The organism is Bacteroides sp. 3_2_5 (assembly GCF_000159855.2).
In the GTDB taxonomy this organism is placed as follows: Bacteria; Bacteroidota; Bacteroidia; order Bacteroidales; family Bacteroidaceae; genus Bacteroides; species Bacteroides fragilis.
In genome coordinates this window covers 456,726-478,074 of sequence record NZ_JH636045.1, presented here as the reverse complement: position 1 = coordinate 478,074, position 21,349 = coordinate 456,726, and the positions used below count along the sequence as shown (strand labels likewise).

The window sequence follows — 21,349 nt, the reverse complement described above, 5'->3', positions numbered from 1 at the left end:
TGTTATAAGTCCGCTTTTATGATGCAATCGTTTGCGGAGTTGCATGCGTGGATTTGTTTGAATTTAAATAAGCGACTATTGTTTAAATAGTATTTTTGCTACGTAATCAAGAATCGGGATGAAGTCGTTCATTCTCTATCTCTTAGAAAGTATATTTAATATTTATATTGTTAACTTTAATTTTTAGATGCATGAAGCAAGTTAATCTTAGAGTCTGTCGTATGATTCTGCCCCTATTGTTTGGGCTATTCTTGTCATTGAGCGCTTATGCACAACAAGTCTCTGTCAAGGGACATGTGAAAGATTCAACGGGTGAACCCGTAATCGGCGCGAATGTGGTTGTGAAGGATAATTCTTCTATCGGTACGATTACCGATCTGAACGGAAACTTTGTTCTGAGTGTTCCTCAAAATTCAACTCTTGTAATTTCTTTCATCGGTTATAAGCCGGTTGAAATGAAAGCCGCTCCCAGCGTGACGGTAACTCTCCATGAAGATGCGGTGATGCTTCAGGAAGCGGTGGTGATTGGTTATGGTACCGTGAAGAAAAATGACGTAACCGGTTCGGTGATGGCAATCGATGCGGATAAGATGGTAAAAGGTATGGCTACCTCGGCTTCCGACCTTTTGGTGGGTAAGGCTGCCGGTGTCAGTGTGATTACCGATGGTGGAGCCCCGGGGGCCGGAGCTACGATCCGTGTGCGTGGAGGTTCATCCATGTCGGCCAGCAACGATCCGTTGATCGTTATTGACGGAGTGCCTGTCGATAACACCGAGATCAAGGGTATGGGCAACCCGCTCTCTACTGTTCATCCCAATGACATCGAGACGTTTACGATTCTGAAAGATGCCTCTGCTACTGCTATCTACGGTTCGCGTGCTTCCAATGGTGTCATTATCATTACCACTAAGAAAGGGCAGTCGGGACGTGTGAAGGTAGACTACAGTGGTACGTTCTCTATCAGTACGAAATCGAATACGGTTGATGTGATGAAGGCGGAAGATTTTCGTAATTTTGTAATCGAGAAGTTTGGCGAAAACAGCCTTCAGGCCAATGCGCTGGGTAAAACCTCTACCGACTGGCAAGATGAAATCTTCCGTACGGCTTTCAGTACCGATCATAATGTAAGTGTATCCGGAGCAGTTCCGCATATGCCTTATCGTGTGTCCGTGGCGTATACAAACGAAAACGGTATCCTGAAGACTTCGAATATGCAACGTCTGACAGGTGCCATCAACTTGAACCCCAACTTTTTCGACAAGAAGCTCAACATCCAGCTCAATGTGAAGGGGGTATACAATAAGAACCGTTTTGCCGACCGTGCAGCTATCGGTCTGGCTACCCAGTATGATCCCACACAGCCTGTCTATATGGAAGGCAATCCTTATGGAAACGGATACTTTATGTATATGAAGCAGGAGGGAGACAAGGCTTCTCCGATTGATATCGGCCTGGCCAATCCGGTTGCCATGCTTGAAGAGAAAGATGATAAATCGACTGTTTACCGCAGCATCGGCAATGCGCAGATCGATTATAAATTCCACTTCCTGCCTGAACTTCGCGCTAACCTGAACTTAGGTTATGATGTATCGAAAAGTAAAGGTGACGTGATTATAGCCGATAATTCACCTTTGACTTACTGTACGGGTAATTTCAAAAACGGCTTTGGTGAAAACAGCCATTATACTCAGCTGAAACGCAACACTTTGCTTGATTTTTACCTTAACTATGCCAATACGTTCGGAGTTAATTATATTGATGTTATGGCAGGTTACTCCTGGCAGCATTTCTATAATTCGACTACCAACTCCTATCCTTACTCGGCTGCCTATGCAGAGAAGACGGGAGAAGAATTCTATAAAAAAGGAGATGACTATGCGAGCGAAAGCTATCTGGTTTCTTTCTTCGGACGTCTCAACTATACTTTGTTGAACCGTTATCTGGTGACATTTACCCTGCGTAACGATGGTTCCTCACGTTTCAGTCCGGACAATCGTTGGGGCCTGTTCCCATCGGTAGCACTGGCATGGAAGCTGAACGAAGAGTCATTCCTGAAGAATGTGAACGCTATTTCGGATCTGAAATTACGTTTGGGATATGGTGTGACCGGACAGCAGAATCTGGGCAATGGAGACTATCCTTATATGGCCCGATACATGTATTCCAAGGCAGGTGCCAACTATTATTTTGGTGATACCGAATACTCACTGATTGCTCCGCAACCTTATGACCAGAACCTGAAGTGGGAAGAAACCACAACCTGGAACGTAGGTATCGATTACGGTTTCCTGAATGGACGCATCACGGGTACAATCGACTATTACTTCCGTAAAACGAAGGACTTGCTGAACACCGTTACGGCTCCTGCCGGAACTAACTTCAGCAATCAGTTGCTGACTAATGTAGGTACATTGGAGAACAAGGGTTTTGAGTTCAGCATCAATGCCCATGCTGTTTCAACACAGGACTGGAACTGGAATATCGGCTATAACATCTCTTATAATAAGAATAAGATCACCAAGATGACTTTCAACGACGACCCGAACTATGCCGGTGTCATCCATGGCGGCATCGATGGCGGTACAGGATACAATGCCCTGATCCATCGGGTAGGTGAGGCGTTCAATTCCTTCTATGTGTTCGAGCAGATTTATGGTCCTGACGGTAAACCTATCGAAGGTGCTTATGTAGATCAGAATGGAGATAACCAGATTAACGACGCCGACTTGATCTGCTTCAAAAAAGCTGCTCCTGATGTGTTCATGGGACTGACCTCACAACTTTCTTATAAGAACTGGGATTTTTCATTTGCTTTGCGCGGCAGCTTCGGTAACTATGTTTACAATAATGTGCAGTCCAACCGTGAGGCATACGAAGGCGCCAATATGTATGACCAGACCGGATTCCTGAAAAATCGTCTGACCTCTGCCCGCAGCACTGATTTCAAGAACGCTCAATACCGTTCCAGCTATTACGTTCAGAATGCTTCGTTCGTGCGTATGGACAACATCTCTTTGGGATATACGTTTAATAAACTCTTCAATGATAAGCAGAGTGCACGCGTATATGCTACGGTACAGAATCCGTTTGTCATTACTAAGTACAAGGGACTGGATCCGGAAATCAGTGGTGAAGGAATCGATAACAACATCTATCCTCGCCCCCGTGTATTCATGATCGGCCTTAATCTCAACTTTTAATCTGTAAAACATGAAAACAATAAAATTTAAATATCTTCTTCCCTGTGCATTGCTGGGAATGATGTTAGGAGTAGCGTCTTGTGTGAACGACCTCGATACGGTTCCACTGGACAAAGACGAATTGGTTTCCGACGTTGTTTTCGGGAACGAGCCCTTGGCTTATGAGCAGAGTCTTGCTAAGATTTATGCAGGCATGGCCATCGGCGGTAACAGCGGGGGTGATTCCGATCAGGATGTGGTAGGCATCGATGGCGGTAGCCAGGCTTCCTTCCTCCGTGTATTGTGGAATATGCAGGATTTGCCTTCGGACATTGCACACTGTGCATGGAATGACCCCGGTATCCCTGAGTTCAACCATATCTCCTGGGGTGCATCCAGTCCGTGGATCAAGGGTTCATATTACCGCCTGTTCTATCAAATCAATGTAGCCAACGCTTATCTGCGTGAGACTACCGAAGATAAACTGGATGCCCGCGGTTGTGACGCATCACTGAAAGCCTCGATCAAGACATGGCGTGCCGAAGCCCGTTTTCTGCGTGCATTGAGCTATGAATATGCGCTCGACTTGTATCGCAATGTACCGTTTGTAGACGAAAACAGCCCGATCGGAAGTATTCCGCCGAAGCAGATCATGGCTGCCGATCTGTTCAACTGGATCGAGAAAGAACTGACTGAATGCGTAGAGGATATGTTGGAGCCCACAGTGGGATACAGCCAGGACTACGGGCATGCCAACAAAGCTGCCGCGTGGGCACTCTTGTCACGCCTGTACCTTAATGCGGAGACTTACGTTGGCCAGAACAAATATACCGAATGTATCACGTATGCTAAGAAAGTGATCGAAACGGGTTATCAGTTGGAACCTGTTTATGTAGATATGTTCAAGGCAGACAACCACTTGTCCGACGAAATGATTTTCCCGGTACGCTATGAGGGCGACCAGACGATGACCTGGGGTGGTATGACCGCCTTCCTTTGCTGGGGGGCTACGGCGACTCAGGAAGAAGTCAATGCCAAAGGAGCATGGCAGGGTGTAAGGGCAAAATCGTCACTCTACAATCTGTTCCTCAAAGAGAGTGGCAGTGATGCGGATACCCGTAAGGCAATGCTTCGTACCGATTTGACAACCAGTCTTGAAATTATTGACGAAAATACATTCCAAAATAACGGTATTCCAGTTACCAAATACTTCAATGTAAATAAGGATGGAACGCTGCCTCCTTCAAAGGAAGCTTACGTAGACTTCCCGCTTTTCCGTCTGGGTGAAATCTACCTGACGTATGCCGAAGCTGTGCTCAGAGGCGGTCAGGGTGGCGACAGAGCTACTGCTCTCCGTTATGTGAACGATCTGCGTAAGAGAGCGTACAGTGATAAGACGCTGGCTCCTATCTCTGATTCCGATTTGACATTGAACTTCATCATTGACGAGCGAGGCCGTGAATTCTTCTTCGAAGGACAACGCCGTACAGACCTGGTACGTTTCGGACTGTTTACTACTGCCGGTTACGTATGGCCTTGGAAGGGTGGTACAGCCAAAGGTAAGGCTGTTGAGAACTTCTACAACGTGTTCCCGATTCCGTCAGACGATATCGGTTCTAACACCAATCTCAAGCAGAATGAAGGATACTAAAATCGAATGACTATTAAAAACAACGAATTAAGATTATGAAAAAAATATATTTCTATACACTGTTGTTAGGACTTCTGGCCTTTACGGCTTGCGAAGATGAGAAGTCGCCCGTCATGGAGTTGCAGAAAGCCTCTGCTTTTGAGCCTTTCTCTCAAAGCGACTTTACTTTCAACGATGAAAATGCTGCGGCTGAGTTTCCCGAGATCAAGTGGACGGCAGCAGACTATGGAGTGAAGGCAGTGGTGAATTATGACGTTACACTGACGAATGATGCGAATGCGAAAACTGTCTTATTGGGTGAAACCGGAACTACCAGCCTGAAGTTTACCAATGGACAGATGAACACTATGATGGCTAAGGTGGGGGCTTATCCGGGACAGACTTATAACTTTACGATTACGCTGACTTCTAAAGCGTATGACATGACTGCTGATCCGGCTTCGAACTCGATTACTTTTAAGGCGACTCTTTTTGATCCGAATGCGGTTGACTGGAAGTTCGCTTATGTGGCCGTGGGCTATCCGGACTGGGACTATACGAATGCTTACCTGTTGGGCGATCCCGATGGTGACGGGGTATACCAGGGATATGCCAACTTCGATGCGGATGGTGTTTCGTATGCTATTATAGACGGAAGTGATCTTACCAAGGTTCTGGCAAAGGATCAGACGGCTGCTAAAAAAGGATTCTACGGGATCAAAGTAGATGCCGAAGGTAAGGTGGAACAGACCGAACCCCTTGTATGGGGAGTGGTGGGAGACGCTACTTCCGGTGGTTGGGATAAGGACACGCAAATGGACTATGACGCCACCACCCGCTTATGGACGGTTACTACTTCATTGCTTGACAAAGAGTTTAAATTCAGGTCGAACAATAACTGGGATTCCGATAACTACGGAGCGGTATCCGGTAAGGAGTCCGAACTTGAAGGCGAACTGGTGGCAGGGCCTAATAATTTTAAGGTGTTGAAAGCCAGCCCATACGTGATCACTATGAATCTGACAAATGCCGGTAAATATTCTTATAGCATGGTAGAAACTACCATTGAATTGTCGAGTGCGGAAATGGCATTACCGGGGAGCTATCAGGGATGGGACGCTACTAAAGATGATTGTTACAAAGTGCAATCTGCTGCCCGCGACTTTATCTATACCGGAACATTTTATTTTGATGCCGATACCAAATTTAAATTCTGGGATGCCGGGGTATGGATCGGTATGATGGGCCCTATCAGTTGGGATGAAGCTAAGAACATAGGGACATTTGTTCTGATGCCCAGCGACGGCGATAATATCAAGATTGAAACAGCCGGATACTATCGGGTAGGTGCCGATATGAAGAAGCTGACAGCCTCGTTGACCAAGACCGGTTGGGAGATAATTGGTGATGCCACACCCGGTGGATGGGACAAAGGAACTGTGATGAATTATGATCCGGCAACTAAACTCTGGTCGGTGGACGTCACTCTGGTAGCCGGTGAGATGAAATTCAGATGGGACGGTGCTTGGACTGTCAATCTGGGTGGCAGCCTGGGGGCATTGACTCAGGATGGTGCTAATATGAAAGTGACAGCCGGAGCCTATACCATTGTATTGAATCCGGATGCTAAAACGGCGACCATGACTAAAAAATAATCCTGTATTTCTCTATCTGGAAGAGAAATGCCAGGAAGATACTTCGGATGTCAACCTGCATAAGGTTGGCATCCTTTTTTATATACAATAATACCTTTTAATCTATGAAATATTTAACTTTTCCGTTTCTGCTCCTCCTGCTTCCGCTGATTGGTTTCGGTTGCTCGTCGGAAGAGAAAGAAACCGATTCTCTGATTCTTTCTTCTGATAGTGAGATTTTTTTTGAGCAAGGCATTGATTTTGCCGCTACTTCGGGAACCCGGAATCTATCGTTCTCGTCAGGACGTCCATGGCGGATCTCGCTGACCACCGATACGGATACACGCAGAGCGGCAGACTGGTGTACGGTGTCTCCATCTTCGGGAACAGCGGGCGATGCTTCTGTGACTATCAGTATACAGGAAAATGCTGATTATGACAGCCGTAGCGTCAAGCTGACCCTGGTGGCGGGAGGAATTGAAAAAAGTTTTACCGTTTCACAAAAGCAGAAAGATGCACTGACACTGACAGCTTCCCGTTTCGAAGTGGGCAAGGAAGGAGGAACTGTGCAGGTGGAAGTAAAAGCCAATATAACATTTGAGGTCGAAATTCCGGAAGTGGATCGTAGTTGGATTTCGCAGGCCAATACCCGCGGACTGGTGGTTACCAACTTGGCTTTTACGGTGGCTCCCAATGAGGGAGTGGCCGGGCGTGAAGGAGAGATTGTCATCAGGAGCGGCAGCCTTTCGGAAAAAATCCGGATCACGCAGGAGGGAAGATGTGACGACGGACTGAGTTTCCGACCTGAGACTCCGGATGCTGACAGGCAATTGACGCTATATTTTAAAGCGACGAAAACTTCCCCGCTCTATGGTTATGCGGGTGATGTGTATGTACATACGGGAGTGGTGTCAGAAGGGACCTGGATGTATGTGCCTGCGGAGTGGAATACCAATGTGGATAAATGTAAAATGGTCCGGGTGGCAGATAATATCTGGAGTATTACGCTGGCACCTTCGATCCGTCAATGGTTTGGTTCGAACGAAACACCGGTTCGGCAATTGGGTGTCGTGATTCGCAGTGCCGACGGGAGCAAGAAAGGAACGGACGGAGACTCGTTTGTCTCTGTTACCGATCATCTGTATAAACCCTTTGAACCCGCGGCTGTCAGATATGCTTCTATGCCTGGCGGTCTGCAGGAAGGAATCAATCTGATAGACGCATCCACAGTCACGTTGGTGCTGTATGATAAAGACAAGAAAGGGGGACATAAGGATTTTGCCCATGTCGTGGGTGATTTTAATGACTGGAAGTTGAGTAATGAAAGCAACAGCCAAATGAACCGGGATGATGCTGCGGGCTGCTGGTGGATTACACTGACCGGACTTCAGCCTACCCGTGAATATGCTTTTCAGTATTATGTCGGTACAAGGGCCGGGGAGATTCTTCGTCTGGCTGATGCTTATAGCCGTAAGATACTCGATCCGGATAACGATAAATACATTCCCTCTTCTACCTACCCCGATGCGAAAGAGTATCCCAAGGGTGCTGTCGGCATTGCCTCTGTATTCAAAATACAAGGGGATTCTTATGAATGGAAGGTTAAAAACTTCCGGATACCCGATAAAAATAATCTGATGATCTATGAACTGTTGTTGCGTGATTTCACTGCCACAGGCGATCTGAACGGTGCTATGGAGAAGATAGGATATCTGAAAAGTTTAGGTTTCAATGCTGTTGAGTTGATGCCGGTGCAGGAGTTCGATGGCAATGACAGCTGGGGATACAATCCTTGTTTCTATTTTGCTTTGGACAAGGCTTACGGTACCGATCATATGTATAAGGCTTTTATCGATAAATGCCACGAAGCGGGTATGGCTGTTCTTTTTGATGTTGTCTACAACCATGCCAGTGGTTCGCATCCTTTTGCCCGTTTGTATTGGGATACCAAAAATAACCGTACGGCAGCCGATAACCCTTGGTTTAATGTGAAAGAACCTCATCCCTACGGTGTCTTTCATGATTTCAATCATGACTCGCCTTTGGTACGTGCATTTGTGAAACGGAACCTGAAGTTCCTGCTGGAGGAATATCGCATCGATGGCTTTCGTTTCGACATGACAAAGGGCTTTACACAAAACAGCAGTACGGAGGCCACTGCCGGAAATTATGACGCTTCGCGTATTGCCATCCTGAAAGATTATAACGAGACAGTTCGTGAGGTGAATCCGGAGGCAGTCGTCATCCTGGAGCATTTCTGTGACGAAAAAGAGGAGAGCAAATTGGCCGAAGAAGGCATGCAACTTTGGCGTAACCTGAACAATGCTTATTGCCAGTCGGCAATGGGGTATCCGTCAAACAGTGATTTTACACCATTGGTTACTTTCGGAACAACAATGCCCTACGGAGGGTGGGTTGGCTTTATGGAAAGCCATGACGAAGAGCGGACAGCCTTTAAGCAGATTGCTTATGGCGAGGGACCTTTAAAATCGGATATAAATGTCCGTATGAAACAGCTTGCTGCGAATGCTTCATTCTTTTTCACGGCACCCGGTCCTAAGATGGTATGGCAGTTTGGTGAAATGGGATACGATGTGTCGATTGAAGAAGGGGGACGGACAGGTAGGAAACCTCTGCACTGGGAATATCTGGACAATGAAGCTCGGAAAGGGTTGTGCAATACATATGCAAAACTGTTGAAGTTGAGGCGGGAACATTCTGAACTCTTTAATCCGGGGAGCACGTTCTCCTGGTTGGTGAAGACAGCCAACTGGACCGGAGGACGTTTCCTGACTCTTGCAGCAACCAACGGCAAGAGGTTGGTCGTAGTTGGTAATTTTACCGCTAAGCCGATAGAGGCAATCACTTCTTTTCCGGTAACGGGAGTCTGGACAAACTATCTGGATGGCACGAAACTTCATGTGACTTCGATACCGACCGGTCTGACGATACCTGCCCACGAATGTCGCGTCTATATCAATTTCTGATTCTATAAAAGGGCTACACCCTTTGCTCCGGAAGGTGTAGCCATCTGTAATAAAGGGTGTAGCTATACCGGCTGTATGGCTACACCCTTTATGGAATTTTAAGATAGCGACTATAGCAGACTGATTTTTGAAAGCATTTTGCTAGCCCAGTCCAGTTCTTCTCCGATCCATTCGGATTCCTGGGTGTTCATGTCGTTTTGCTGTTTATATTCGGCCAGCAGGTCCAGATACTCTCTCAGCTTGTCGGCGGCTTTTGCCTGTTTGTTCATGCGCATCAGCAACAGAATCTCCTGTTTGTTGATATCCAGATTGCGTGCGGTGGCAATTTCCCGGGCCTTTTCCAATAGTTTCATACAAGCTTCGTTGCTCTCCGGGGTATTCTCCTGGGCCATACGTGCTTTGACCAGAATCACGTAGTCATGATCGGAGGCCACCCGATTGTCTATGTTCTTCTGAGCCAGTTGTTCCGCCATTTTATAGCGTTTGTCTCCCTGATACATGGCAGCATTGAAAGTCACGATGTCCGAGGTCATTTTCTCAAACATATGGCTGTGTATGCTTTCGGTTTCTCCCAGTTTGGCAAGGCGCTCCTTCAACAGACCGTAGCTGCCGTAGCGTGTCAGGTTGTCGTAGCGATGGACTGAGCCATAAAACTCTTTTATTTTATTGATGGCAGAAGAGAGAGCATTGGGGTTCATCCCTTTGAAGGCAAGGTAATCGCGGGCAATCCGGTCGGCTTGCAGCTCCTGTTTGCTGTTGTAATCCATACCCAGGCGATTCACTGTACGCACGTTGATCAGAGCGGCAATGGTTCCGATGCTGGCTGCCAACTCGATGGCACCCACCCGTTCGTCATATCCATACATCCAGTTGGTATCGTCGGCCGCCATGGCTACTGTCCCCAATACATCCGCCCAGAAAGCGGCCCGTTTGGCGCGGGTTTCGGCACGTGACACATTATCCACCTGATGATCGAGGATGAAATGAACCATTTCGTTGGCGATAATAGCTTCCAGTTCTTCTTCCGAATCGATGGTACAGAGAAGTCCGGTGCTTACTAGCATGGCCCCGTTGGGTAGCATATAGGCATCTGGTTCGGGTGACTGAATGATGCGTACATTCAGTCGTTCCGGACGGTTCGTATCTATTTCGCCGGGATTGACTTTGGCAAAAATGGCCTGTACATAGTCTTGAATGTAGGCGTCTTTGTAGGCTATTTCGTTGAGTTTATCCAGATAGTCCAGGCACTCCTCGTCCAGTTCCTGTCGCATCTTGTAACGATAACCTTTCCGATTGTAGTAATCATACATGCCTTGTGACAAGTAAACGCCTTGCCAGTATTCAAGGACTGTCGCCGGTTTCAGCCGGATGATCTTACCGGCTTCTTCTGCCCCGACAGGATATTGCAGCCCGTCTATTTCCACGGCATAGGTGATGCCTGCCGTTTCATCGGGTGAAATGCGCATTTTTCGTACTCCCCGGATGACGACAGGAGTACCTTTCGTGTAGTTTTGGTACTTTTCGGTCAATTCGCCTTTCAGTGCAATGGGACCGCTGAGGTCATTTCCTTTCCGGTCTTTGGCATAGAGCATGCACGAGGTCAGAAAGAGCATAAATAGGATAGTCAGTCGTTTCATAGTCGTATCTTTTTTAGTGAATTTATGATTAGATGTTACGAAGATACGAAAGAAGTTTCCTACAGCGCTGTTTTTTCTCCTATTGTGCCATAGGGTTTTCCCTATAAAAGTATATATTGCTTCTGGAAAGCTGTTTTTACTTTGATGCTTCTGTAGGTGAGGGACTTGGGAGAATTATTTCCATGATCTCTTTCTCCATGCCGGAGTGGTGCATGGCATATCCTTTCCAGTATTTTTCTATTCGCCCATTGGGTGCTATCAATATAAAACAGGGGATGGATTTTATTCCGTATGCTTTGGGGAGCAGTTTCCTTTGCGGAGTGGCTTTAGGGCAAAAAAATAAGCTGCCTCAATATTGGGGCAGCTTATTTTTTATCAATCGGATGATCCGACCTATTATTTCTTACGGTTACCGTAGCGGCTCATGAACTTGTCAACACGTCCGGCTGTATCTACCAATGTAGATTTACCTGTATAGAACGGGTGAGAAGTGTTAGAGATTTCGATTTTCAGTAACGGATAAGTTTCACCTTCGAATTCGATGGTCTCTTTTGTAGCTACAGTTGATTTAGACAAAAACATATCACCGTTTGACATATCTTTGAATACTACCGGACGGTATGATTCAGGATGAAGACCTTTTTTCATTTTAATATTCGTTTTTTAAATTATTATATCGTTTTACTATTTGGTAAGAATAGTGTAATGGTCATTTTTCAGGTCGCAAAGATAATGCTTTTTTGTTTCTTAGGAAAAAAGTTTTGGAAAAAAAGTCGTATTCTCGCTTTTTTTTAAGACTTTTGCAGGGGTGACGGGTTAAGTTTCGTTGGTTTAAAAGGTAGATCCTTTTGGTTTTAAACCTAAGGGTGCTTGGTTTTAAATCTAAAAAAGGACTTTAAACAGGCAAGAAATGAATCACATTCACCACAGGATTACACGGATTGGTACAGATTGAAGATTTATTTCATTGGAAATTGAAGAATCTGTGCTAATCCGTATAATCTGTGGTGAACTCAAAAATAAATATATGAAGAAACTAATTATTGCATTCAACTTTTTATTGTTGCTGGCGGTCGGTGGCCGGGCACAGGATCATGCGGACAGGCTGTACAGCGTAGCTTTTTACAATCTTGAGAATCTGTTTGATACCATTCATGATACGGGAAAAAACGATTATGAATATCTTCCGGATGCGGCAAAGGGGTGGAACTCGGAGAAATATCGTTCGAAACTGAAGAATCTGTCCAAGGTGCTGGGTGAACTTTCGCGTGATAAAGTACCGGCAGGACCTGCTGCAATCGGTGTGGCGGAGGTGGAGAACCGGCGCGTGCTTGACGATCTGATTCGCCAACCCGAACTGGCTGCCGGAGGTTATCGATACATACATTATGAAGGACCTGACAAACGGGGCATCGACTGTGCGTTGCTGTATGACCCCAAACAATTCACTCCCCATGCGACGGCATTGGTGCTTTCCACTCCTTTCGAGGGAGATACCATCCACAAAACCCGTGGATTCCTGATTGTAGGCGGCGAGCTGGCGGGTGATAAAGTCTGCCTGATAGTCAACCACTGGCCCTCTCGGGGGGCGGCGGAACCGGTACGCGTGCACGCTGCCATGCAGGTGAAGGCATTGAAGGACTCGCTGATGCGTACGGATCCGGACTTGAAACTGATTATCATGGGCGACCTCAACGACGATCCGATGGACTTGAGCCTTGCCGTACTGGGGGCAAAGAAACACGTCGAGGATATGACTGAAGATGACCTTTACAACCCCTGGTGGGTGACGCTGGAAGATAAGGGAGTGGGCACTTTGCTCTATCGCGGCAAATGGAATCTGTTCGATCAGATCATCCTTTCGCCCACGCTGCTTCAAGCCACAAAAGGATTGAAATATGATCACAATGAAGTTTTCATGCGCGATTACCTGTTTCAGCAGGATGGTAAATATAAGGGTGCACCCCTGCGTACATATGGTGGCAGAGTGTGGTTGGATGGTTACAGCGATCATTTGCCTACCATTATATATATGAGGAAACAATAAAAAACCTTTATTTGCTACGTAGACATTACAAACAGCTCTTAAAGGATGGGAAATAATTTGAAATAGAATTGAATTACGCTCCTCAAACGGATATTTCCGCCCGAGGGTTTCTCTATTCAAAGGATTATTCTTACTTTTGCATAGAATTTTTAATTCACTAACAATAAACTTTTAAACAAAATGGTTAATTACAAAGATTTAGGTCTGGTAAACACTAGAGATATGTTTGCTAAGGCTATCAAGGGTGGATATGCAATCCCTGCATTCAACTTCAACAATATGGAACAGATGCAGGCTATCATCAAGGCTGCTGTAGAAACTAAGTCTCCGGTTATTTTGCAGGTATCAAAAGGTGCTCGTCAGTATGCTAACGCTACATTGTTGCGTTACATGGCTCAGGGTGCTGTAGAATATGCAAAAGAACTCGGCTGCAAAAATCCTGAAATCGTTTTGCACCTCGACCACGGAGATACTTTCGAAACTTGCAAAAGCTGTATCGACTCAGGCTTCTCTTCTGTAATGATCGACGGTTCTCACCTTCCTTACGACGAAAACGTTGCTCTGACTAAGAAAGTTGTTGAATACGCTCACCAGTTCGATGTAACTGTAGAAGGTGAACTTGGCGTATTGGCAGGTGTAGAAGACGAAGTTTCTTCTGACCACCACACATATACTGAACCGGACGAAGTAGTTGATTTCGTTACCAAGACAGGTTGCGATTCATTGGCTATCTCTATCGGTACTTCTCACGGTGCTTACAAATTTACTCCGGAACAGTGCCACATCGATCCGAAGACAGGCCGTATGGTTCCTCCTCCGTTGGCATTCGACGTATTGGACGGTGTAATGAAAGAACTTCCGGGATTCCCTATCGTTCTTCACGGATCATCTTCAGTTCCTGAAGAAGAGGTTGCAACTATCAACCAGTTTGGTGGTGCACTGAAAGCTGCTATCGGTATTCCTGAAGAGGAACTGCGTAAAGCCGCTAAGTCTGCTGTTTGCAAAATCAACATCGACTCAGACTCTCGCCTGGCTATGACTGCTGCTATCCGTAAGGTATTCGCAGAAAAACCGGCTGAGTTCGACCCGCGTAAATATCTGGGACCGGCTCGCGACAATATGGAAAAACTCTACAAGCACAAAATTATCAACGTGCTGGGTTCTGACAACAAGTTAGCTGAATAAATTCCAAATCTAGTATTTAAAAGTTTTACTTGATTTAATTTATATTTTAAGAAGCCACTCAAGCAATTGGGTGGCTTTTTTGTATCCCTTCTCATTATACCATATCGTCACCCGTCTTCACTACAGCCACCTTCAGCGTTTTATGGAAAGGAATGAACGCTGCGATGACAGCAATCACCAGTGCCAGTATCAGTACATAGCCGATCAGGGTTTTCAGGGCAAGCAGCAGGGATTGCTGCTGCAAAGTGGAGTACAGGCTGTTGGCTGCCAATTGTCCGGCCTCGCCGAATTCGTGCCCTTGCGCCAGGGCATTGCTCAATGCCTGATTGTATTTTTGTTCGGCCAGCGGATTGGTCAGCGTCATGTTTTCCGAAAGAATGTTCATCCCCTTTGCCTGCAGATAGTAAAGCATGTTGTTAAAGAACGAAGCGGACAGGACCGGAGCCAATACTGAGCGGAATGAAATCAGGAAGAAGGCATTGGACAACGTCAGGCGCGGGTCTAAATCTTCGACAACAAACACACCGAACGCAATGAATATGACCATCATCCCCACTCCCCGGAACAGGATGGGGAGGTAGAGCATTTCATAAGTTCCATAAGGGGTGATACCAAAGTAGAGGATAGCCAGATAGATGACGTAGCAGAACATACCTCCTGAAATGAGGAAGCGAAACCTCCATCGTTGCCATCGGAACCACCAGAAGCAAATGACGGCTCCTACCACATATCCGGGCAATAGCCACAGGCTCAGCGAATTGGCGTGTATGCTGTCTACCCGGATGATGCTGTTCATATAGTTGGTTACCAGTGAACTGGTGGCTGTCAGGAACATGGCGAGTACCATGAAGCCATATCCGATGATGGATTTATGCAGAAAGAGTGGTTTCAGGCTGACAAAGGGTTTGCCTTGTGTACGCTGCCGATGGATGAAGAGAACTATCAGGAGCGGGATGACGAATACATATACTCTGATCTTCGGGGATGCGAACCAATCGAGTGTTTTCCCGTAGGTAAATGTATAGAGCGTTAGCAGGAAAGCGGTGGCGATGATGAACATGCTTCTTCCGTCCATCTCTTTGAACGGAATGTGCATGGGACGCCTTGCATAGCGGAAGAAACAGATGACGAACAGAAGGGCGATCAGCAAGAGGATGGTGACAAAATAGTACATGTGCTGCCATTGGTAGTGATAGGCCAGTTGAGCGGTGATAGCCATCGATAGCTGACCTCCGGAGAAAACGATGGGGTAGAAGTAGGCATAAAATTCACTTCGTACGTTTTTCGGACTGAAGAGCGGGCGGATCAGGATGATGAACTCCAACATGACGAAGGCTTTGAGAAATCCCATACAGAAACTGCATACCATGATGACGTCCATACTACCGGTTTTGGCGCATACCAGGCTGAAGAATATCTGTAGCAGCAGGTCGGTAAGCAGTAAGGTTTTCGGAGTGGCTATGGTGCGTATTTTCGGTACGATGGGATAGGCAACAGCCATCCCTACCGAAGCTGAATAGTAAGCCATGGTAATATCTTCGCTCAATACTCCCAGCGTGTTCGATACTTCGACCATACTTCCTGTGTAGGCACCGTTGAGCAGGGTGATGGGAAAGATGACAATAAACATGGTCACGATGCCCAACCATTGAGGCACCCAGGGACGGGTAGGCAGATTGAGCTTCACCATAAGCCTAAGGGCGGACCGCCTCCGTTTCTACCATCATCCCTGCACGGAGGCATTCCATCTCTTCGGGTGAGGCGTCATTGAGATCGATGCGGACCGGAATGCGTTGCTGCACTTTGACGAAGTTTCCTGCCGAATTGTCGGTCGGTACCAGGGAGTATTTCGATCCGGTGGCTTCGGAAATGGCGGTTACGGTCCCGTGAAAAGTGCGTCCGCTGAAAGCATCTACTTTGATGCGGACTTTTTGCCCGATATAGATATGGGCTATTTGAGTCTCTTTATAATTGGCTGTCACCCACTTGTCATTGCCCCGTACCAGGTAGGAAAGAGTTTGTCCGCCTTGTACGAACTGTCCCGGTTCAAGTGTACGTCGTCCCGTGTATCCGTCATAGGGTGCGGTGACAACGGTATACGACAGGTTTAGTCGGGCCATCTCCAGGTCGGCCTCCTTCCGGAGGATATTGGCTTCGGCGCCTGTACTGCGTTTGCTGGTTTCGGAATACTGCGATTGGGCCGCTTCTTTTTGTCGCAACAGGGCGTTGTATCTTGCCCGGGTCGCTTCGAAGTTCGCTTTGGCCAGTTCATAATCCTGTTGGCTGACGGCCTGCTTTTTCAGGAGCCGGGTATATCGGTTCAGTTCCGCTTCTTGCTGTGAAAGGTGTGCCAGTGTTTCGGCTATGTTGGCTTCCTGCACGGCTACATTTACTCCTGAAGTCCGGATGCCGGAGTTTAACACTTCCTTTGATCCCAAGGCATCCATCAAGGCCGCTTCCGCGTCTTTCAGCCGGATCCGGTATTCCCGGTCGTCCAGTATCAGTAACGTGTCGCCGGCATGAACATACTGGTGTTCGGTAAAACGTACTTCTTTGATATAGCCCGGTATCCGGATGTTTAGCGGAGCGATGTATTGATCCACTACGGCATCATTGGTTATCTCGTAGCGGGCGTATTTCCAGAAGTAGTTTACTGTCCATGAAATACCTGCCAATGCCAGCAGGATGCATACTGTGTTGAGAAAGATGTTCCTGAACTTCAGTCTTCTCAATTGTTTTAGCTTTATCTGACGGGTGGACATGGTGGATTTCTTTTAGATCTCATTGAGCACTTCATGCAGTCTCTTCAGGTCTTCGATGCATTCCGTTATCCGGCTTGCCTCCATCTCTGCTCCGGTTTGGGCATAGATATCGTTGATCAGGGGTTTCACGGTGAGGGCAAGTTCTTCGCCTTGGGGTGTCAGGAAAATCAGGCGGTTTCGGCGGTCGGAGGGGCCTTCCTTCCGTATCACCCAGTTTTTCTTTTCCAGATTATTAATCAGATTGGTCAGGCAAGCCTTGTCCTTTGCTGTTTTCTCAGCCAGGGATTGCTGGCTGATGCCTTGTTTGTTCCACAGGCAGTTCATTACTTGCAGCATCTCGAAGGTCATATCCACGTTGTGACGTTTGAGTACCCGCTGAACGGCCTGGCGGAATGCCATCCGGGTTCGTAAGGTTTGTAGGACGAGCTCGCGTGCCGATTCGTTATTGGTCATCGTCGTATTCTTTTAGTCGGTGCAAAGGTAGGAATATTCTCCGATAATAGTCAAACGTTTAACTATTATTATTCGCATTAGGCTACACAAAGGGCACAGAGGATGTCGGGTGAAATCCTTTGTGCCCTTTGCTTATGCGGTTATAACCGGTGTGAGATTAAAGCTCTATAACCATCGATTGGCGGGGTGCCATTGTCAGTTCTTCATTGAGTGCCGTTACTTTTCCGCTAATGACGTCTTTTCCTTGAGTCTTGTCTTTCAGCACTTCGGCATAGTATTTCAGGGGAAGTTTCACCTCTTTATCCGTACCGTTCAACAGGACGAATACCGTTTTCCCTTTATATTGGCGTGCATAAGCATATACGCCGTGCTGCACCATGAACTGTTTCATGCTGCCTTTGGCGATCACATCGTTGCCCTTACGCCAGTTCAGCAGGTTGCGGTAGAAGTTATAGCTTTCATTCTGCAATCGGGTACGTCCCTCGGGAGTCAGGGCATTCTCTTTATCGTCCGCCCATCCGCCCGGGAAGTCCTTTCGTACATAGCCGTCGCTTTTACTCTTTACTCCGTTCATCATCACCTCCGTTCCATAATAGAGTTGCGGGATGCGTCGGGTGGTCAATAAAAGGGTGGAGGCCTGTTTCAGCATATCGAGGTTTTCGCCTTCACCCAAGAAACGGTCGGTGTCATGATTCTCGATGAAAGCCAGTACGGAAGCCGGATTGGGATACAGATAATCGTATACAAAATTGTTGTAGACACGGTCCAATCCTTTGAACCAAGTGTCCGTTTGTTCATTCTTGGCCGTGTTGACTTTGTCGAAGAAGCTGAAATCCATGACTGTTTTCAAGTGACTGTTGCGCGGGGCGGAGAGTTTGGAGTCTTTCTGCCACCAGGCTGTATAGGCCGGTTCGGTAACCCAGGTTTCGCCCACCGTGTTGTAGTTGGGGTATTCTTCGTTCAGTTCTTTCATCCAGTTGCTCATGGCATCGTAATCGGCATACGGGTAGGTGTCCATCCGGATGCCGTCGATATCGGCGTACTCAATCCACCACAGGCTGTTCTGCAAGAGGTATTTGTATACGTGAGGGTTCTTTTGGTTGAGGTCAGGCATGGCTTCCACGAACCAGCCGTTGTTCATCTGGTCGAAATCGTACTCCGAGGCATACGGATCTACATGTGGAGTCAGCTTGTAGGAAGTTTGCACAAAGTTGTTCTTGAAGTCCGCATGGTTGAACCAGTCCTTTGAAGGCATGTCCTTGATCCAGGGATGTTCTACTCCGCAATGATTGAAGATCATGTCCATCACGACCTTAATGCCCCGGTTGTGGGCTTTCGCTATCAGTGAGCGATATTCCTCGTTAGTGCCGAAACGTGGGTCTACCTTGTAATAATCGGTTGTTGCATATCCGTGATATGAGCCGCCTTTCATATTATTTTCGAGTACCGGGGTGAACCAGAGTGCGGTCACTCCCAAGTCGGTAAAATAGTCCAGATTTTGTTCGATACCGGCCAGGTCGCCTCCGTGACGTGCGTTCGGGTCGTTGCGGTCCACTTTATATTCGGCCATGCCTTCTATCCGGTCGTTATCCGGATTGCCATTGGCAAAACGGTCCGGCATCAGCAGGTATAATGCATCCGATGCGTCAAAACCTTTGTGATCGACTCCGGCTTTGCTGCGTGCTTTCAATTCGTACTCTTTCACCAATTTCTTCTTTCCGACCGTAAATGTGATGGGCATCTTGCCCGGCTTTACTTCTTTATCGAGATGCAGGTAGACAAGCAGGTAATTGTTGCTTTCCAGTTTCACGATGCTGCTGAGCGATACACCGGGATAATTTACTGATACGGATGCCTGGCCGATGCCTTCACCGTATACCATTAACTGGAGTTCCGGATTGTTCATACCGGTGAACCAGCAGGGCGGATCGATTTTGGATATGTTCATGGCTGCATAAGTGGTTAATGACAGTAGGAATGAACCTAAGAGTAACAATAATTTTTTCATGATATTAGCTCGTTATTATTTAATGTTGCTAATATAGGGTAAATCATCGGATTGTTTTCCGTTTTCTTTCTTACTGTGTGCCATCTATTTATGCAAACGTTTTCATTGGAGAATTCTCCGGGATGGAGCTCAACCGATAAGGAGCACTTTTCGATGCAATCAGGTGAACGTGACGTCCGGAAAAGGAGATGCCGTCATAGCTTCGGCTACGCAGCACCGTAACTTCGGCTACGCAGCACCGTAACTTTATCTACGCAGCACCGTAACTTCGGCTACGCAGCACCGTAACTTTATCTACGCAGCACCGTAACTTTGGCTACGCAGCACCGTAACTTTATCTACACAGCACCGTAACTTTAGCTATACAGCACCGTAATTTCGGCTGCGTGCCGATGTGACTTCGGTTACGTGCCACTGTGCCTTCTACCGCACATCTTCAAATTTATTTTCCATTATTCTCCCTCTGTGAAACTCTGTCTGCACTCAGTGGTGAATTGTCCGAAACGATGCATCTATCCGATCAATTCACTTTTCTCCCTTTAAGAATTTCTCTTTTCGGATGCTTTCCAATTTATTGGTGGCACTTTTGTAGTAATCTATGTAGGGTGCGGGTTCTTCTTCGTCATCATCCGGCTGCTGTAGTACTGCATTTTGTTTGGATTTTGTTCGCAGAAAAGCCTGCAAGTAATGCTCTGTGGCTTTAGTATCTTCAATTTTGTCCGATAAGAACGCCAAGTTATAAAGTAAAATATGCTTGTCAGGGGCATATTTGTATTGTTCTTTGGTAGCCTTGATTTGGTCCCGGGTTTGCTTGGTTTGCCTGTAGCAGTCTGCCAAGCCTGAGTATAAGCGCTCCATGATACTGTCGGCGGGGATAGTCAGGGCGATAGCCTGGTTCAGATATCCTATTCCCTCTTGTTTCCATAATGTCTTGGAGCACGAACGTCCCAAATAGTAGAGTAGGTTGGCGCCGGGTGACTGGCATGATTTTGCTTTGAGCAGCCAATCGCGTGCTTTATAGTATTCTTTCGTAGCGTAGTAGCTGACTCCCAGATAATAACATGTCAGCAGTGTGCTGTCTCCCCGGGCGGTCAGATCCTGATAACGTTTGATGGCGGTGGGATATTCTTTGCGCAGACAATACGCCAGTGCGTTTTGACGGTTCACTTCTACATTGGTGCTGTCCGTCCGGCGGTATGCCTCTGTCAGGGCAATTGCCCCTTCGTAATCTTTCATTGTATTGAAGATACTGCCCAGCTTAGCTACCGAGAGATAGTCGGAGGGATATTTCCTGATGATGGAAAGATAGCAAAACATACTTTCTACCGGCATGCCGGCTCCTTCCATGCTTTCCGCCATCAGTCGCAATACGGTGGCGGAACTGTCTTTCCTGGCCAATGCGATACTCTCACGCAATGCATCGCCGTATCGCTGATAGTTGTATAACAAGCGGGTGTATTGCAAGTGTGCGTAAATATGTTCGGGATTGAGTTCCATCACCTTCCGATAATACCCCAAGGCCTCGTTAAATTTGCTCAATTGCCTGCAACATTCTGCTGCCTCTACCAATGCCTGCTGATTTTCGGGCAGCTCGATAATGATATGTTGCAAAGTGGACAGGGCTTCGGCGGTACGCCCTAAACCTTTTAAAGCTTTGGCTTTCTGTATGAGTAACTGTGGTGATGCACTTTCTTCATCAATCAGTCTGATCACCGTTTTATAGTCATAGTTTGCCATTGCTTCTTGAACGGAGGCGGTGTTCTGGGCTTGCAGCACTACGCTGAACCCCAGATAGAGGAGGAGTATCCAATGTTTCATGGGGGGGAC

Annotated in this window: 13 protein-coding genes; 6 read left to right on the top strand and 7 right to left on the bottom strand. The window is 46.9% G+C overall.

What is annotated here, in order from left to right; genetic code table 11:
- The first annotated feature begins 191 nt into the window (after nucleotides 1-191).
- The 4 genes from BSHG_RS02925 to BSHG_RS02940 all read left to right on the top strand — a co-directional run bounded on the left by BSHG_RS02925 (nucleotide 192) and on the right by BSHG_RS02940 (nucleotide 9,430).
- Nucleotides 192-3,200, top strand: a complete 3,009-nt coding sequence (locus BSHG_RS02925) for a SusC/RagA family TonB-linked outer membrane protein (RefSeq protein WP_005798907.1) — start codon at nucleotides 192-194, stop codon at nucleotides 3,198-3,200.
- Nucleotides 3,201-3,210: 10 nt separating this feature from the next.
- Nucleotides 3,211-4,830 carry a RagB/SusD family nutrient uptake outer membrane protein gene (locus BSHG_RS02930; protein WP_008661177.1) on the top strand — a complete coding sequence of 540 codons (1,620 nt, stop codon included), beginning with the start codon at nucleotides 3,211-3,213 and terminating at the stop codon, nucleotides 4,828-4,830.
- A gap of 35 nt (nucleotides 4,831-4,865) precedes the next feature.
- On the top strand, nucleotides 4,866-6,464 hold the full coding sequence (locus tag BSHG_RS02935; RefSeq protein WP_008661176.1) for a SusF/SusE family outer membrane protein: 1,599 nt from the start codon (nucleotides 4,866-4,868) through the stop codon (nucleotides 6,462-6,464).
- Nucleotides 6,465-6,568: 104 nt separating this feature from the next.
- Complete coding sequence (locus tag BSHG_RS02940; protein WP_008661175.1) at nucleotides 6,569-9,430, top strand: alpha-amylase family glycosyl hydrolase; 2,862 nt, start codon at nucleotides 6,569-6,571, stop codon at nucleotides 9,428-9,430.
- 110 nt (nucleotides 9,431-9,540) lie between these two features.
- On the opposite strand, the gene BSHG_RS02945 is transcribed toward BSHG_RS02940, so the two are convergent.
- Together BSHG_RS02945 and BSHG_RS02950 are read right to left on the bottom strand one after the other, a co-directional pair.
- Nucleotides 9,541-11,067, bottom strand: a complete 1,527-nt coding sequence (locus tag BSHG_RS02945; protein ID WP_008661174.1) for a M48 family metalloprotease — start codon at nucleotides 11,065-11,067, stop codon at nucleotides 9,541-9,543.
- A gap of 396 nt (nucleotides 11,068-11,463) precedes the next feature.
- Nucleotides 11,464-11,715 (bottom strand): type B 50S ribosomal protein L31, encoded by a 252-nt coding sequence (locus BSHG_RS02950; protein ID WP_005789565.1) that lies wholly within the window; start codon nucleotides 11,713-11,715, stop codon nucleotides 11,464-11,466.
- A gap of 379 nt (nucleotides 11,716-12,094) precedes the next feature.
- Here BSHG_RS02950 and BSHG_RS02955 point away from each other — a divergent pair, with 379 nt between their 5' ends.
- Both BSHG_RS02955 and BSHG_RS02960 read left to right on the top strand, forming a co-directional pair.
- Complete coding sequence (locus BSHG_RS02955) at nucleotides 12,095-13,114, top strand: endonuclease (protein WP_005789563.1); 1,020 nt, start codon at nucleotides 12,095-12,097, stop codon at nucleotides 13,112-13,114.
- 180 nt (nucleotides 13,115-13,294) lie between these two features.
- Nucleotides 13,295-14,299, top strand: coding sequence for a class II fructose-bisphosphate aldolase (locus tag BSHG_RS02960; protein WP_005798895.1), 1,005 nt, complete (start codon nucleotides 13,295-13,297; stop codon nucleotides 14,297-14,299).
- Nucleotides 14,300-14,393: 94 nt separating this feature from the next.
- On the opposite strand, the gene BSHG_RS02965 is transcribed toward BSHG_RS02960, so the two are convergent.
- The 5 genes from BSHG_RS02965 to BSHG_RS02985 form a co-directional block, all read right to left on the bottom strand.
- A complete protein-coding gene (locus tag BSHG_RS02965; protein WP_008661173.1) occupies nucleotides 14,394-15,989 on the bottom strand; it encodes an MFS transporter in 1,596 nt (531 codons plus the stop codon).
- A gap of 4 nt (nucleotides 15,990-15,993) precedes the next feature.
- A complete protein-coding gene (locus BSHG_RS02970; RefSeq protein WP_008661172.1) occupies nucleotides 15,994-17,061 on the bottom strand; it encodes an HlyD family secretion protein in 1,068 nt (355 codons plus the stop codon).
- A gap of 12 nt (nucleotides 17,062-17,073) precedes the next feature.
- Nucleotides 17,074-17,514, bottom strand: coding sequence for a MarR family winged helix-turn-helix transcriptional regulator (locus tag BSHG_RS02975; protein ID WP_008661170.1), 441 nt, complete (start codon nucleotides 17,512-17,514; stop codon nucleotides 17,074-17,076).
- A 157-nt stretch (nucleotides 17,515-17,671) separates the two neighbouring features.
- Nucleotides 17,672-19,522, bottom strand: a complete 1,851-nt coding sequence (locus BSHG_RS02980) for a glycoside hydrolase family 13 protein (protein WP_008661168.1) — start codon at nucleotides 19,520-19,522, stop codon at nucleotides 17,672-17,674.
- Nucleotides 19,523-20,047: 525 nt separating this feature from the next.
- A complete protein-coding gene (locus BSHG_RS02985; protein ID WP_008661167.1) occupies nucleotides 20,048-21,340 on the bottom strand; it encodes a tetratricopeptide repeat protein in 1,293 nt (430 codons plus the stop codon).
- Nucleotides 21,341-21,349: the final 9 nt, after the last annotated feature.